At 73.5% G+C, this 13,941-nt stretch carries 15 protein-coding genes; all 15 read right to left on the bottom strand.

The genetic code is table 11. From position 1 onward, the window contains the following. Positions 1-22: 22 nt before the first annotated feature. Genes HLB44_RS29420 through HLB44_RS29350 form a run of 15 tightly spaced genes read right to left on the bottom strand, consistent with a single transcriptional unit; the run spans position 23 to position 13,927 of the window. Entirely contained in the window at positions 23-466 is a 444-nt protein-coding gene (locus HLB44_RS29420; RefSeq protein ID WP_173131659.1) for an MSHA biogenesis protein MshP, read from the bottom strand. Beyond that, on the bottom strand, positions 463-1,350 hold the full coding sequence (locus HLB44_RS29415) for a prepilin-type N-terminal cleavage/methylation domain-containing protein (protein ID WP_173131656.1): 888 nt from the start codon (positions 1,348-1,350) through the stop codon (positions 463-465). The genes HLB44_RS29420 and HLB44_RS29415 overlap by 4 nt, the downstream gene beginning before the upstream one ends. Positions 1,351-1,357: 7 nt before the next feature. Continuing rightward, positions 1,358-1,816, bottom strand: coding sequence for a type IV pilus modification PilV family protein (locus HLB44_RS29410; RefSeq protein WP_173131653.1), 459 nt, complete (start codon positions 1,814-1,816; stop codon positions 1,358-1,360). Beyond that, positions 1,806-2,282, bottom strand: coding sequence for a pilus assembly FimT family protein (locus tag HLB44_RS38000; RefSeq protein ID WP_173131650.1), 477 nt, complete (start codon positions 2,280-2,282; stop codon positions 1,806-1,808). Before HLB44_RS38000 ends, HLB44_RS29410 begins: the two co-directional genes overlap by 11 nt. Next, on the bottom strand, positions 2,263-5,052 hold the full coding sequence (locus HLB44_RS29400) for a DUF6701 domain-containing protein (protein WP_173131647.1): 2,790 nt from the start codon (positions 5,050-5,052) through the stop codon (positions 2,263-2,265). The genes HLB44_RS38000 and HLB44_RS29400 overlap by 20 nt, the downstream gene beginning before the upstream one ends. A 28-nt stretch (positions 5,053-5,080) precedes the next feature. Next, positions 5,081-5,494, bottom strand: a complete 414-nt coding sequence (locus tag HLB44_RS29395; protein WP_173131644.1) for a type II secretion system protein — start codon at positions 5,492-5,494, stop codon at positions 5,081-5,083. A 49-nt stretch (positions 5,495-5,543) separates the two neighbouring features. Beyond that, positions 5,544-5,816 carry a hypothetical protein gene (locus HLB44_RS29390; RefSeq protein ID WP_173131642.1) on the bottom strand — a complete coding sequence of 91 codons (273 nt, stop codon included), beginning with the start codon at positions 5,814-5,816 and terminating at the stop codon, positions 5,544-5,546. A gap of 56 nt (positions 5,817-5,872) precedes the next feature. Further along, a complete protein-coding gene (locus HLB44_RS29385) occupies positions 5,873-7,105 on the bottom strand; it encodes a type II secretion system F family protein (RefSeq protein WP_173131639.1) in 1,233 nt (410 codons plus the stop codon). Next, positions 7,102-8,814: a GspE/PulE family protein gene (locus HLB44_RS29380; protein ID WP_173131636.1), complete on the bottom strand. Its 1,713-nt coding sequence runs from the start codon at positions 8,812-8,814 to the stop codon at positions 7,102-7,104. The genes HLB44_RS29385 and HLB44_RS29380 overlap by 4 nt, the downstream gene beginning before the upstream one ends. A gap of 8 nt (positions 8,815-8,822) precedes the next feature. Continuing rightward, positions 8,823-10,373, bottom strand: a complete 1,551-nt coding sequence (gene mshL, locus HLB44_RS29375) for a pilus (MSHA type) biogenesis protein MshL (protein ID WP_173131633.1) — start codon at positions 10,371-10,373, stop codon at positions 8,823-8,825. Next, positions 10,373-10,783 carry a hypothetical protein gene (locus HLB44_RS29370; RefSeq protein ID WP_173131630.1) on the bottom strand — a complete coding sequence of 137 codons (411 nt, stop codon included), beginning with the start codon at positions 10,781-10,783 and terminating at the stop codon, positions 10,373-10,375. Before HLB44_RS29370 ends, mshL begins: the two co-directional genes overlap by 1 nt. A 2-nt stretch (positions 10,784-10,785) precedes the next feature. After that, complete coding sequence (locus tag HLB44_RS29365) at positions 10,786-11,457, bottom strand: hypothetical protein (protein ID WP_173131626.1); 672 nt, start codon at positions 11,455-11,457, stop codon at positions 10,786-10,788. Beyond that, positions 11,457-12,059: a PilN domain-containing protein gene (locus HLB44_RS29360; protein WP_173131623.1), complete on the bottom strand. Its 603-nt coding sequence runs from the start codon at positions 12,057-12,059 to the stop codon at positions 11,457-11,459. Before HLB44_RS29360 ends, HLB44_RS29365 begins: the two co-directional genes overlap by 1 nt. After that, a complete protein-coding gene (locus tag HLB44_RS29355) occupies positions 12,056-13,006 on the bottom strand; it encodes a type IV pilus biogenesis protein PilM (RefSeq protein WP_173131620.1) in 951 nt (316 codons plus the stop codon). The genes HLB44_RS29360 and HLB44_RS29355 overlap by 4 nt, the downstream gene beginning before the upstream one ends. Positions 13,007-13,012: 6 nt before the next feature. Beyond that, positions 13,013-13,927: a sigma-70 family RNA polymerase sigma factor gene (locus tag HLB44_RS29350; protein ID WP_173131617.1), complete on the bottom strand. Its 915-nt coding sequence runs from the start codon at positions 13,925-13,927 to the stop codon at positions 13,013-13,015. Between the last annotated feature and the right edge of the window lie 14 nt (positions 13,928-13,941).

The following is a 13,941-nucleotide window of genomic DNA, read 5'->3' as shown; positions in this document are numbered from 1 at the left end:
CGGCATCGCCGGCATCACCCGATCAGTCGCTGGCCTGGACCTGGCGGCGCCGCTCGACATAGTGGGCGCCGGTGGCGGCAGCGTTGTCCGGGCAGCTGCCGCTGCCGTTGCAGGCCACCGCATCGATCGTGTAGATGCGCACCGTGCGCGCGACACCGGGCGCCGACTCGCCTTCGTTGAAGAGCCGCGAGTCGCAGCTGACGGTGACGCGGGCACCGCTGCCGGCGCCCAGGTCCAGCGTCTGGCTGGCGCCGCTGCAGGCCGCCCAGGCGCCCTTGAAGGCCTGGTACAGGCCCCACTCGGTGCCGGCGCGTGCCGCCTGGGCGGCGCGTGCGGCCAGCAGCGCCTGTGCGCTGCCCGTCTGCGCCGCGCCGCCCAGGCGCACCAGCGCCGCGGCCAATGCCGCCAGCACCACGACAACGACGATGGCGACGATCGCCCCGAAGCCGCGCTGCGCCGGCCTCATGGCGCGTTCTCGACATGGGCGCCCATCGCCAGGGCGGCGGTCTCGCCGTTGCGCGCCAGCGTGATCTCCATCCACACGAAGCCGCTCTGCTGCGTGGCGCCGCGGTTCGGGTCGTAGACGAAATTGCAGGCGCGCACGCGCGTGGCCAGCACATCGGCGCCGGCCGCCGAGGGGCAGGCCGCCGGGTAGGCGGCGTTGAAGCCGTAGCGCTTCAGGCGGTAGAGCGTGCCCTTGCCGTCGCCGTGCGCATCCAGCGTGCCGTCGGCGCCGCTGCAGACGTAGAACACCGCCTGCTGCGCGTCCGGCACCAGGCTGAAGCGGCCGCTGGCCTGGCCGAGCGGAAACTGCTGCGGCACGATGGCCAGGCGATAGCGGCCGAAGGACGCGGCCGGGATCGACAGCGCGGTGATCGCGGCGCGGTTGCTGCCGACGTACACGTCGCCCGGCGACTGGTTGCCCACCACCACCCAGTCGCCGGGGGCCGGCAGGCTGGGCAGCACGCTCAGCACGTCGAACGCGGCGGTGGCGGTCGCCGGGTCCAGCGCGGCCGCGCAGTCGGCCGCCGGGGCGCAGGCCGGGGCGGCATCGTTGACCGTGTCGGGGCCGGCGCGGTAGCGGCCGCCGCCGGCGCTGGGCACCAGCTCGAAGCAGGCACCGCCCGGCGTGCGGATCGAGTTCGGCACGGCGTGCCGCACGTCGCGCGTCATGCGGCGCAGCGCGGTGTCGGCCTGGGCGGCCAGGTCGGCGCGCGCGCGCGCAGCGAGGTAGCCCTCGAGCGCAGGCCGCAAGAACACCAGCAGCGTGGCGGCCAGCACCGAGCCGACCACGATCACCAGCACCAGCTCGACCAGCGTGACCCCGCGTGTGCCGTGACGCCGCTGCATGCTGGCCTCAGGACGCGAAGTCGGTGCGCCAGCCGCTCAGCCGCAGGCTGCCGGCGCCGCGCGTGACGGTGACGTCGATGCGCAGCGCCGCCGCCACGCCGCCCAGCGGCACGCTCTGCACCTGCACCTGCACCGACCAGCCGGCCAGCGCGGCGATCGGGTTGCCGTCGATGTCGCAGACCTGCCCGCTGCTGGCATACCCGTGGTAGTCGCGCACGTCGTTGAAGGCCGTGCGCGCGCAGCCCGCCGGCGCCGCGTTGGCCGCCGCGGCGTAGGGCTTGAGCGCGATCTCCTCCAGCATCTCCTCGGCGATCGCCAGCATCTGCTGCGCCAGCACCGGATCGGCCGAACCGCGCGCGACGGTCGAGAACGCCAGCAGCACGCCGGCCAGGCCGACCGCCAGCACGACGATGCACAGCACCAGCTCGATCAGCGTCATGCCGCGCGGGCGCCGCCTATTCCACATGGCCGGTCTCCCCCACCAGCATGATCGCCGGCTGGCCGGCGATGGTGATGCTGCGGTTGACCACGCTGGCGCCCGCGCCGTCGCTGCTGACGCGGCCCGACGGCTGGAAGTAGATCGGACCGGGCGGGCTGACGACGGCCGCGGCGCCGCCCCGCGCGTCGGCGCTGCGCGCCGTGCCGTCGCTGCCCTGCAGCACTGCGCTGCACGCGGTGGCGGGGTTGGCGGCGGCGATGCGCAGCGTGACCTCCCCCGCGCCGATGTCGGCGCACACCAGCCGGCGATGCCCGACGGCGCTCTGGTGCGCGCGCTGCAGGGCGGCCACCAGCTGCGCGCGCCAGCCGTCGTCGCGCACGCTCAGCCAGCCCTGCAGCCGGGGCATCGCGGTCGCCGCCAGGATGCCGGTCAGCAGCAGCACGGCCACCAGCTCGGGCAGCGTGAAGCCGCGTTCAGAAGAGCTCGCGCGCATGCAGCGTCCGGCGGGTTTCGGGGGCGTGGATGCCGTAGCTGGCGCGTGCGGCGGGATCGCGGTCCCAGGTCGGGGCGCAACTGCCCTGCTGCCCGCGCAGCCAGGGCAGGCCGGCGCCGGTGCTGGCCGGATGCAGCGCCAGGCACGACTGGTCGACCGTGCCCGCACCGAGGTTCAACGCGATGTCCACGCTGCCGGTCATCGGCGGGCTCGGCGCCGACAGCAGCAGCGTGCCGTTGCCGGCGACGATGCTGACGGCTCCGGGCGTCGTGCTCCAGGCGGTGCTGGGCGCGCCCTTGCCGTCGAGCGTGCCGCTGCGCGCCACGGCGGCGGCGGGCACCACGGTGCAGCTGTCGGCGCCGTTGGGCAGCCACGAGCGGCCGCTCCAGTACTGCGCCTGCACCGGCAGCGACAGGCTCGATGTCTCCGAGCCGAAGGCATTGGACAGCCGCAGCCGGCCGAAGCGCAGCGGCGTGGCCGGGGCCACCGGCGCGGCGGCCATCGTCACGCCGTCGCTGTCGACCGGCGCGGCGCTGATCGTGATCGCGGCTTCGACGCTGGGTGCCGGCGGCCGCCCGACCTGGTGGCGCGCCGACACGGCCGCCTGGCCCAGGCTCCAGCTGCCGCTGGGCGCCGTGGCGCCGGCACCGAGCAGCGCGCCGGCCGGCAGGCCGGCGGCCGAGAAGGCGAACGGGCTCCAGCTCGTCAAGTCCAGCCGCGCAAAGCTGCCGCTGTAATTGAGCGTTATCACGCCGCCCGCGTTTTCGGCCCGCAGCGTGAAATCGGTACCGAAGCCGTCCTGCCCGAAGTAGCTGAAGGCATTGCTGCAGGCCGGCTGCACGCTGCCCGGGGCGATCGAGAAACGGTCGGGCACGAAACGCCCGATGCGGGCACTGGCCGGCCCGGCGACGTTGCCGGCGCCGAGGTAGTCGCCGTCGGCCACGGCGGCGCTCAGCGTGATGATGCCGACCTCGTCCCAGGCCAGCGCGCTCGGCGCGGCCACGCCGTTGCTGAACGACGCGCCGGCCACCAGCGCGTTCGACAGCGTGCCCGCGGCGCCGCCGGCCGGCGCCACCAGCGCGCGCGCCAGCAGCACGCCCTCGGGGGTGGACTCGCGGCCGTAGTTGGGCGTGACGGCGCCGGTCGAGGCGACCGCCGAGATGCGGGCGCCGAAGCGCTCGCCGGCGCGCACGAAACGCGGGCCGCCGGCGTCGGCCGCCGCCGGGTTGGCCAGGAACGGGCTGGCCGTCTGCGTGATGCTGTCGACCACGAAGCCCGCCGGCCGCGTCACGAAGGTGTTACTGGAACCCGACAGCGTCGCGCCGTTGACCAGCTTGCTCACCCATAGCCCCACCTGGCCCACATCGGCGAAGGTGAAGCTGAACGGCGCATTGCCCGCGCCATCGAAGCTCATCGGCACCGCCGTGCTGGCGATCGGGGCGCCGCTGTCGTTGCGCTGGATCGGGGTGGCGCTGCCACCGTTGAGCACCATCAGGTTGGCACCGCTGCACAGGGCCGGGTTGCTGCAGCGATAGGCCCAGTTGACCGTGATGGCGCCGGTCAGCGCTGCGCTGCACGCCGCCGTGGTGGTGCTGCTGCGCACCGCACGCAGCACATGGCCGGCCGACGCGGTGCCGGCGGTCTGGACCGGGATCGTCGCCGCCGCGCCGCCGGCCGCTGCGGCGATGATGAAGCCGGCGCTGTTGAAGGTGGTGGAGCAGCTGTTGGCAGTCGTGCAGCTGGCGCCGTTGGGGCAGCACCGGCGCGCGGCCACGGCCGGCAGCTGCTCGCCCGAGAGCGTCACCGCCACCACGCCGGGGTCGGGCGCGCCGGGGTAGCTCAGCGTGGTGCTGGCCACGCCCGCGGCATTGAACGTGACCGTCGTCGCGCCCAGCGTGGCGCCGCTGGTGGCCAGCGTGGCGCTGCTGCCGGCGGCGCCGGCGTAGGCACTGGTGCAGGGGCTGCTGTTGTCGGCGCACGCCGTCACCGTCACGGTGCTCGGCAGGCAGTTGATGCTGCTGGCCGGCAGCGCCAGCTCGTAGTGGTCGGGGCCGGTCACCGTGCCGGGATCGAAGGCCACCAGCAGGCCCAGATTGACCAGCGAAGGGTTGCCGGTGGACACCTTGCTGCCGCTGGCACCGGCGGCCGGCTGCAGGGCATACGAGGCGCCGATCACCGCGCCGTTCGGGCCTGCGCCGGTGCCGATGCTGAACGCGCCCGTCATGCCGGTGGCCGCCGCGACGCTGCCGTTGCCGTTGACCGCGCTGTAGAAGGCCACCAGCATCGTTTGGGCGCTGGTCGTCGTGACCGACGGCGTGGCATAAGCCGTCGCAGCGCCGTTGCTGCGCGCCGCGCTGGCGTTGACCGGGTTGCCGCCGTCGACGCCGCGGAACGCGACGATTGCGATCGCCGTCTGGTCACTGCGCGACAGCGTCCACGTGTAGCTCGCCGGCTCCGCGGCGCCGGCGAGCTTGCGGTACACCACGGTACCGACCAGGTTGCCGTCGTCGGTGCCGATCACCACGCTCCAGCCGGCCGGAACGCCGGGCATGTTCTGGGCCAGCGGGTAGTTGCCGTAGCGCTGGGTCACCTGCGCCAGCATCACGTCGCCGGCGGCCAGGCCGGCGGGCCGCGCCACGGTGAGGGTATTGGTCGCGCTCGAACTGGCCACGCTGCTGGCGCCGACGTAGCTGATCGCGGCGCGCGCCGGACCGGCGCAGAGCACGGCCGCGAGCAGCGCGGCGCGCAGGGCCCGAGCGAGGCAGCGCATGGCCGGTCGTGGCGGCGCGGGGCCCGTCTCAGTTGCCGGCAGCGATGCCGTTGAAGGTCGCCGTGTAGGTCGCCGTGCCGACCGTCTTGCTGACCTTGCAGACTGCGGTGTTGCCGTTGGTCGTGCCGATGTCCGCGCCGGCCACGTCGGGTGCGGCGGCGTACGCCGCCGCCAGGCCGCCCTGCAGCAGCGCGCCGACGTCGGTGCAGGCGTCCACGGCCACGCACTTGTTGGCCGTGACGACGTTGTTGGTCAGCGCGCAGCCGCTGAAGTTGAGGTTCATCGCCGCGGCGGCGGCGCCGGCGATGCCGTCGGCCGCGGCCTGCTCGGCGTCGCCGCGCATGTTGATGAACCGCGGCAGCGCGGCGGCGGCCAGTATGCCGAGGATCACGATCACGACGATCAGCTCGATCATCGTGAAACCGGATTGACGGGTCTTCATGGAGAGGTCCTTTGCTTGATGGAGGGAACAGGAAAAACAGGATCGGGCATCACGGCGCCGCGGCGTTGCGGGGGATCGGTGCTGGTTCGGCCACGCAGCGCGCGCGGGCGGCGGCGTCTTGGCGCGCGAGGTCGCAGCCGTCGGCCAGCACCGAGGCCGCACGCCGTTGCACGGCCGCCGTCTCGGCACTCGCCAGCGCGGCAGCCCGCTGCAGCCGCGCCAGCTGCTGCAGCGCCAGCGCGACGACGATGCCGATCACGATCAGCGTCAGCGCGAATTCCAGCTGCGCCGTCCCGGCGCGGCGGCGTCGCAGTTCCCGCATCGGCATGCTCCTCGGGCCAGGTCACGGGATCGGATCGGTGCGGGCGCATCGTGAGCTCAGCGCCGCAGCGCCACGCTGCCCAGGTCCCACACCGGCAGGAAGACGCCGAGCGCCAGCACCAGCACCAGCAGCCCGAGGCCGATGATCAGGATCGGCTCGATCTGCTGGCCCAGCGTCTTCAGCTCGTACTGCACTTCCTGGCTGTAGAGCTCGCCGACCTGGTCGAGCAGTTCGTCGAGCGCGCCGGTCTGCTCGCCGACGGCGATCATCTGCAGCACGACCGGCGTGAAGACCTGCGCCGCGGCGGCGGCGCGCAGGATCGACTCGCCATGGCCCACGCTGTCGCGCATGCCCTCGATGCGCTGCGCGATGTGCTGGTTGTCCACCGTCTGCGCGACGATGCCCAGCGCCTGCTCCACCGGCACGCCGCTGCGCAGCGCGAGCGCGAAGCTGCGCGCGAAGCGCGCCAGCATGCCCTTGCGCACGATCGGGCCGGCCAGCGGCAGGCGCAGCTTGAAGCGGTCCCAGGCCAGCCGGCCCGCTGCCGTCGCGATCCAGCGCCGCAGCGCCCAGCCGCCGGCAGCCCCGCCGAGCAGCAGCGTCCAGCCGTAGTGCACCGAGAACGACGACGCGCCGAGCAGCACCCGCGTGGCCAGCGGCAACTCGGCGCCGAAGCTCTTGAACACCGTCGCGAAGGCGGGAATCACCATCACGTTGATGACCGCCACGCCGATGGCCATCGCGGCCAGCACGAACATCGGATAACGCAGCGCCGACTTGATCTGCTGGCGCATGACCAGCTCGAACTCGAGATGGTGGAACAGGCGCAGGAAGATCTCGTCGAGCCGGCCGGTCGACTCGCCCACCCGCACCAGCGCGACGTACAGCCCCTCGAACACCTGCGGATGCCGGGCCAGCGAGGTCGACAGGTCGAGCCCGGCGTTGAGGCCGCCGCGCAGCTGCTGCAGCGTCTGCTTCAGCCGCTCGCTGGTGGCCGACTCCTGCAGCCCGACCAGCGCCTGCATGATCGGCACGCCGGCGCGCAGCAGCGTGTGCAGCTGGCGGCTGAACAGCAGCAGGTCCTCGGCGCGCACCGGCGGCAGCAGCCATTGCCGCAGGTCCGGCCGGGGCAGCGTCCAGCCGCTCGTCGGGCGGCCGGCGGCCGGCACGATGGTCAGCGGCGTGATGCCGGCACCGAGCAGCTGGTCGGCCACCCGCGCGGCACTCTCGCCGTCGAGCACGCCGTCGACCGCGCCGGCGGCGGATCGCCCGGTGTACGCGTAGTTCATGCGTCGTCCGCGCTGCCGATGCGCATCGCGTCCTCGATCGTCGAGCGGCCCTCGAGCACCAGCGCCAGCGCGCCGCGCGCGAGCGTGTGGCTGCCGATCTGACGCCGCGCCGCCTCGGTGAAGACCGCCGGGTCGGCGTCGTGCAGCGCGGCCACCAGCGCCCGCGTCATCTCGATGAATTCGTAGACGCCGGTGCGGCCGAGGTGGCCGGTGTGGTTGCATTCGCTGCAGCCGGGCGCGCGCTTGAGCCGCGCCTGCGCCAGCTCGCCGGGCGTGGCCAGCGCGTCCAGCCAGGCCTGCTCCTGCGCGTCCGGTACATGCGGCACCGCGCAATGCGGGCAGACCAGGCGGATCAGGCGCTGCGCCAGCACCAGCTGCAGCGTCAGCGCCACCATGTAGCGCGGCACGCCCATGTCGAGCAGGCGCACCGGTGCCCCGGCCGCGTCATTCGTGTGCAAGGTGGACAGCACCAGGTGCCCGGTCAGGGCGGCCCGCATGCCGATCTCGGCGGTGTTGCGGTCGCGCATCTCGCCGACCAGGATCACGTCCGGGTCCTGCCGCAGCGCGGCGCGCAGCACGCGGTCGAAGCCGAGCTCGATCTTGTCCAGCACCTGCACCTGGTTCAGGCCGGGCAGGCGGTACTCGACCGGATCCTCGACCGTGACGATCTTGCGCTCGGTGCTGTTCAGCGCCTGCAGCGCGGCGTACAGCGTGGTGGTCTTGCCGCTGCCGGTCGGGCCGGTGACCAGCAGCATGCCGCTCGGGCGCCGCAACGCGCGCTGCAGCGCGTCGGCCACCCGCGGCGGCAGCTTCAGCCCGGCCATCGACAGCAGGCCGCCGCCCTGGTCGAGCAGGCGCATCACCACCGACTCGCCGAACTGCGTCGGCAGCGTCGAGATGCGCACGTCGATCGCGCCGGCGCGCAGCTTGACGGCGAAGCGGCCGTCCTGCGGCAGCCGCCGCTCCGAGATGTCGAGCCCGGACATCAGCTTCAGCCGCAGGGCCACCGCGTTGGCGATCTTCGGATCGGCCTCGGTTTGCACGTGCAGCACGCCGTCGATGCGGTAGCGGATGCGCAGGTGGCGCTCCTGCGGCTCGATGTGGATGTCGGAGGCGCGCACGCGCAGCGCCTCGGCGAACACCGAGTACAGCAGCCGCACCACCGGCGCGTCCTCGCTGCTGGTGGTGTTCAGGCCCAGCAGGTCGCCGAGGTCTTCCTGCGCGCTGGCCAGCTCGCTGCCGAGCTCGCGCGCCAGGCCGCTGATGTCGTCGCCGTGGCGGTACGAACGGTCGATCGCGCTCAGCAGCTGGCCCTCGGCCACCACTGCCAGCTCGATCTCGCGCTTGAGGATGCGGGCGATCTCGTCGTAGGCGGCCAGGTCGGTCGGATCGGCCATGCCCACGCGCACCGTGGTCGCGGTCTGGTCCAGCGGCAGCGCCCGCAGGCGCCGGGCCTGGGTCTCGGGCAGCAGGCGCGCCACCTCCTCGGGCACGCTGCGCCGGCTCATGTCGACGAAGGGCGCGCGCAGCTGCTGCGCCAGCACCTGGGCGATCTGCACGTCGTCGACCCAGCCCTTGTCGATCAGCGTGCGGCCGAGCCGCCGGTCGGTGCCGCGCTGCGCGGCCAACGCCTGGCCGAGCTGTTCAGTCGTTATCAGCCCGGCCTGCACCAGCAGGTCACCGAGGCGCACGCGTTGGGGGCGGGTCATCGGGGCTTTCAGCGTCCGGCGGCGGACATCGACACGTCGGCCTCGGGCCAGGCGCCGCCGTCGGCGATGACCGAGGGCTTGATCAGGATCACCAGCTCGCGCTTGGTCAGCGATCCCGTCTTCTGGCGGAACAGCCCACCGATGATCGGCAGCCCGCTGACGCCGGGCACGCCGCTGCGGTCGTCGCGCAGCTCCTGCGTCATCAGGCCGCCGATGGCGACGATCTGGCCGTCGCGCATCCGCACGATGCTGTCGGTCTCGCTGACGGCGCTGAGCGCCAGCGGCAGGCGGAAGCTGCCGAGCGCGCCGAGGTCGACGTGCTTGGTCTTCTCGCTCACGCTGCTGATCGTCGGGTGCACGTGCAGCATCACGTTGCCGGCGTCGTCGATCTGCGGCGTCACGTCGAGCGCCACGCCGCTGAAGAAGGCCTGCAGCGACAGGCTGGGGGTCGACACGGTGCCGCCCGCGGCATTGGTGGTCGTGGTGGTCGACACGCCGGTGACGAACAGCTCGTCGCTGCCGACCTTGAGCACCGCCTTCTGGTTGTTCAGCGTGGCGATGCGCGGGCTCGACAGCACCTGCACGTTGCCCTGCGTCTCCAGGAAGTTGAGCATCGCGGCGAAGTTCGAGGCCTGGAACGCGAGCCCGTAGAAGCCCTTGCCGAGGGCCTCGGCGGCCAGCCCGGCGCCGGCGGTGAGGGTGTTGATGCCGTCGCTGATCGGCGAGCCCTTGGGCGCCAGCGTGGCGCCGGGCGCCGCCGCGCCGATGCTCAGGCGCCCGCTGCCGGCGCTGCCGAAGGCGGCCCAGTTGACGCCGGACTGCGCCCCCTGGCTGAGCTCGACCGAGACGATCTTGGCCTCCAGCATCACCTGGCGTTCGATGCTCAGCTGCATCGCCGCCAGGTAGGCCTGCACCTGGCGCAATTCGGCCGGCGCGGCCCGCACGACGATCACGCCGGCCGCCGGGTTGATCACCACGCTGCGCTGCTCGGCGCTGCCGACCAGCGCCGCCAGCGAGGCCCTCACCTCGCGCCAGAAGTCGGCATCGGAGGTGGTGCGCACACGCGCGGTGTCTTCGTTGCGCGCCTGCGTCGACGCGGCACCGCTGCCGCTGCCTGTGGCGCCGGCGGCGCTGCCGGCCGGCGTGCTGCCGCCCTGCGACATCGAGCTCGACGTGACGCGGATGTCGCTCGCCCCCTCGCGCCGGCCCGACAGGTAGTTGATGCGGAACAGCCGCGTCTGCACGGTGTTGGGCTGCACATGGATGCGGTTGCCGGCGACGCGGAACTCGTAGCCGTACAGCTCGCGCAGCGACTCCAGCGCCTCCAGCAAGGTGGTGTCCTTCAGCGTCAGCGTGACGTTGCCGGCCACCTCGGGCGATACCAGCATGCTGTACGGCGTACCCGCGCCGAGCTGCAGGAAGACCTGCGCCGCCGGCGCGTTGTTGACCGAGAGGTCGAAGCGCGCCTGCGATCCCGCGGGCGGCGGCGCATCCAGCGCCGCCGCGCCGGCGGACAACGCCAGCAGCGCGCAGGCGGCCAGCAAGCGGCGTGGGGCCATCACGGCTGGGCCCCCGTCCGCGCCGCCAGCTTCGGCAGCGCCACCGGCGGCAACGCGGCCGGCAGCGATCCGGCCTTGCTGATGCCGGGTGTCAGCGCCAGCCGCTGCGCAAAGTGAGGTCCGCGCAGCAGCACGCCCTGGTGGTCGATGGCCACCACCGTCAGCGCGCCGACCCGATCGCCGATGTGCACCAGGCGGCCGTCGAGCAGCGCACTCGCTCCGCCCGCGGCGCCGACCTGCACCGACTGCAGCCGCGGCCACGACGGTGGCGCCGGCTCGCCGGCCGTCGCGGCCGTCGCGGCCGGTGCAACGCGTGCCGGCGGCTGGGTCGGATCGGCCAGCGGCGCACCGGCAGCGGCATGCACGCACGCGCCGGCGGCAAGTAGGAAGGCGGCATGACGCAGGTGCATCTTCAAAGCTCCAGCCAGCTGCGCTGCTCGCTCAGCGTGTACAGACGCACGGTCAGCACGACCGTCGGGTGCTGCTCGACCTGCAGCCGCAGCCCCCCCCACAACATCCGCTGCGGCAGCGCTTCGATGGCCTGCAGGCCACCCAGCAGATCGGCATAGCGGCCCTCGAGCACGAGCTCCACGCCGTGGCGATAGAGCGGGGTGGCGGCGGCCGGCGCGCCGGCGCCCGCGGCTGCAGCCTCGGTCGGACCGAGCGACAGCATCGACCGCACCTGCACGCCCGCCACGCCGGACAGCAGGCGCGCCAGCAGCGGCCCCATCTCGGGCGCCGCGACCAGCGTGGCACGCAAGGCGCGCAACTCGGCAGCGGCGTGGTCGACACGCGCCTGCCCCTGCGCCACGTCGCGCGCCAGCTGCTGCTCGACCGCGACGCGCCGCGCCTCGTCCGCGCCGGCGCGCTGCAGCGCCGCGACCGCCACGGCATGGCGCGCGCGCGCGGCGCTCCAGTCGGCCAGCGCCGGACGGAGCAGGAAGAAGTCCGCCATCAGACCCAGCAGCGCGAGGCTCGCGGCGATCAGCAGCAGCCGCTCGCGCGCGGCACGGGCGTCGAAACGACGGCGGCCGCGCGCCAGCGCGGTGCAGACGCGGTCGTGCAGCACGATCGCCCCGCTCATCACGGCTGCACTGCCGCAGCGCCGCGCAGCGTGAACTCGACCGCACCGGCACCGTCGTCGCTACCAGGCGCGACCGCCTTGACACTCAGCTGCGTGAACTGGCGCCCCCTGAACATCGGCTCGGCATGCAGCCGGCGCAGGTAGTCGGGCAGCTGGCGCGGGTCGGTCATGCGCCCGTCGAGCTGCAGCGTGCTGCCGTCCGGCGCGATGTCCACGCGCGTCAGCCACAGCCCGCCCTGGCTCTGACGCGCCAGCGCGAGCAGGTGCTCCGAATAACCCGCAGGGCCGGCGGCCGGGATACTCGCCAGCGCCGTGCGCAGGCCACGCTGCGCGGCCTCCAGCGCGCGCAGCCGGGCCAGCTCGGCGTTCAGCCGGGCCACGGCCGGCGGCACCTGGGCGGCCGGCTGCGGCGCCGGCAAGGCGGCGGCCGCCGCGTCGGCCCGCGCTGCGGCGCTGCGCTCCAGCCCGTGCAGCGCTAGCGTGCCGGCAGTCACCACGGCCAGCCCGGCGGCCAGTGCCGCCAGCGCGGACCGGCTGCCCGGACCCGACGGCCGCGCCACCAGGCCGGCATCGAGCAGGTTGACCTGGTGCACCACGGTCACGCCCCTTCGAGGCCGCGCAGCGCCGCGCCGACGGCCGGCAGGTAGCCGGCCTGTTCCGCGGCATCGCCCAGCTCGGGCACCGCCGACAGGTCGAGCACGGCACCGAGCTCGAAGGCCGTCACCGGCACGTCGACCAGTTGCCCCAGGTAGTCGATGAAGTCGTGCAAGGGCGCGCCGGGAGCCACCTGCAGCCGCGCCAGGTCGACATGGCCATGCTGGCGCTCGATGTTGTCGAGCGTGCGCTGCAGCTCGAGGCCGACGCGCTCGTGGTGCGCGCGACGGGCCGACGCGTCGGCGCCTGCCAGCCGGTCGAGGCCGAGGTCGATGTCGCGCGTCACCAGCAGGTCGGTGCCGACGGTGATGACCAGCGTGCCGAGGGCGCTGCCCACATGCAGCAGTGCCTGGCCGCGGCCGGGCTCGGCGCACAGCAGGCAGAGGTTGCGCAGCGCGCTTTCGGGCACGTCGATCGCCTGCCATGGCCAGCCGGCATCGCGGCCGGCGCAGACCAGCGGCTCGAGCACCGGGCGCGCGGCGGCCACCGCCAGTACCGAGCTGCGGCGCCGCCCTTGCGGGTCGGGGGCGATGTCGAGCAGGTCGATGCCTGCGCCCTCGACGGCGAAGTCCACCGTGTCCTTCAGGCGCCAGCGCAGCGCATCGCGCCATTGCTCGCGCGGCACGTCCTCGGGTGCGTCCAGCACCTGCAGCCGGTACTGGCCGTGCCGCAGCAGCAGCACGGAAGGTTCGCGGCGCAGACGGCGCGCACGCCGCAGCGCGCGCAGCGCCAGCGCCGGCTCGGCCCAGCTACCCGTGCAGGCCCAGCGCAGCGCCGGGCGGCAGGCGGGCTCGTGCACGACATGCACCGCGCGCACCCGGTCCCCCTCGGGCGCCAGCGCGACCCAGCCGCGATCGGCCTCGCGGCGAAACCAGGACGACAGCGCAGCCGGCATGCGCGCTCAACCCCAGCGCGTGTTCATGTCGACCACCAGCGGCTCGTCCGCGCCCGCGGACCCGACCCGCTCGGCCAGGGCCTCCTCGAGCATGCGTCCCCACGAGCCGGCCGACCGTTCGAGATCTTCTTCCCGGCGCGACACCAGCTCGTCCGGCGACAGGTCCCGCACGGCGGCCATGCCGTCCACGCCGCGCTGCTCGCCGCGCTGAACCTGGTTTGCAATGCGGGCACACAGGTCCTTGTAGATCTGCGACACGCGCGACGGCGTCACGTTCAGCTCGGCGGCCAGCTCGATCGGCGACAGGCCGATGCCGAGGTAGGCGTCGATCACCCGGCGTTCGCGTTCGGGCAACGCCGCGAAGAACGGGCCGAGCCGGCGCAGCACGATCGCCGTGTCGACCCGCGCCTCGACCTCGTCCTTCGCCGTGCAGGGCGTGCGCAAGGACTCGTCGTCGGCCCGGTCGTCGTCGCCCGACAGGCTCTCGATCTGCAGCGATTGCGCCACCTGGTCCAGTTGATCGATCTCGTCGATGCTCATGCCGCACAGCGTGGTCAGCTCGCCCAGCCGGGGGGTGACGCCGTTCAGCGCGCGCCAGCGTTCGCGTGCGATCTGCAGCACCTGGAGCTTGCGCCGTTCGGCACGTCCGAGCTGGTCCATCTGGCGCAATTCATCGACCATCGCGCCCTTGACCCGCAGCTGGGCGTAGCGCACGAAGGCCTGGCGCGCTTCGTCGCTGTCGCGATCGCCGGCCCACTGGAATGCCAAGGCGGCCTGCGCGACGCCGATCAGCCCGACCTGGATCAGGTCGGCCTTCTCGACGTTCGAAGGCATGCGTCGCATCATCGCGCTCGCCTGCTTGCGGACCCACGATTCGTTTCGGGCGATCAGTGCCGAGCTGACGTGCTGCATCGAGTTCATGGCGGGAGTCTCTT

It is taken from the genome of Pseudaquabacterium terrae, from assembly GCF_013266755.1.
Lineage (GTDB): Bacteria > Pseudomonadota > Gammaproteobacteria > Burkholderiales > Burkholderiaceae_C > Pseudaquabacterium > Pseudaquabacterium terrae.
Note: the sequence above shows the minus strand (reverse complement) of the source record. Positions and strands in the feature narration are given on the sequence as shown.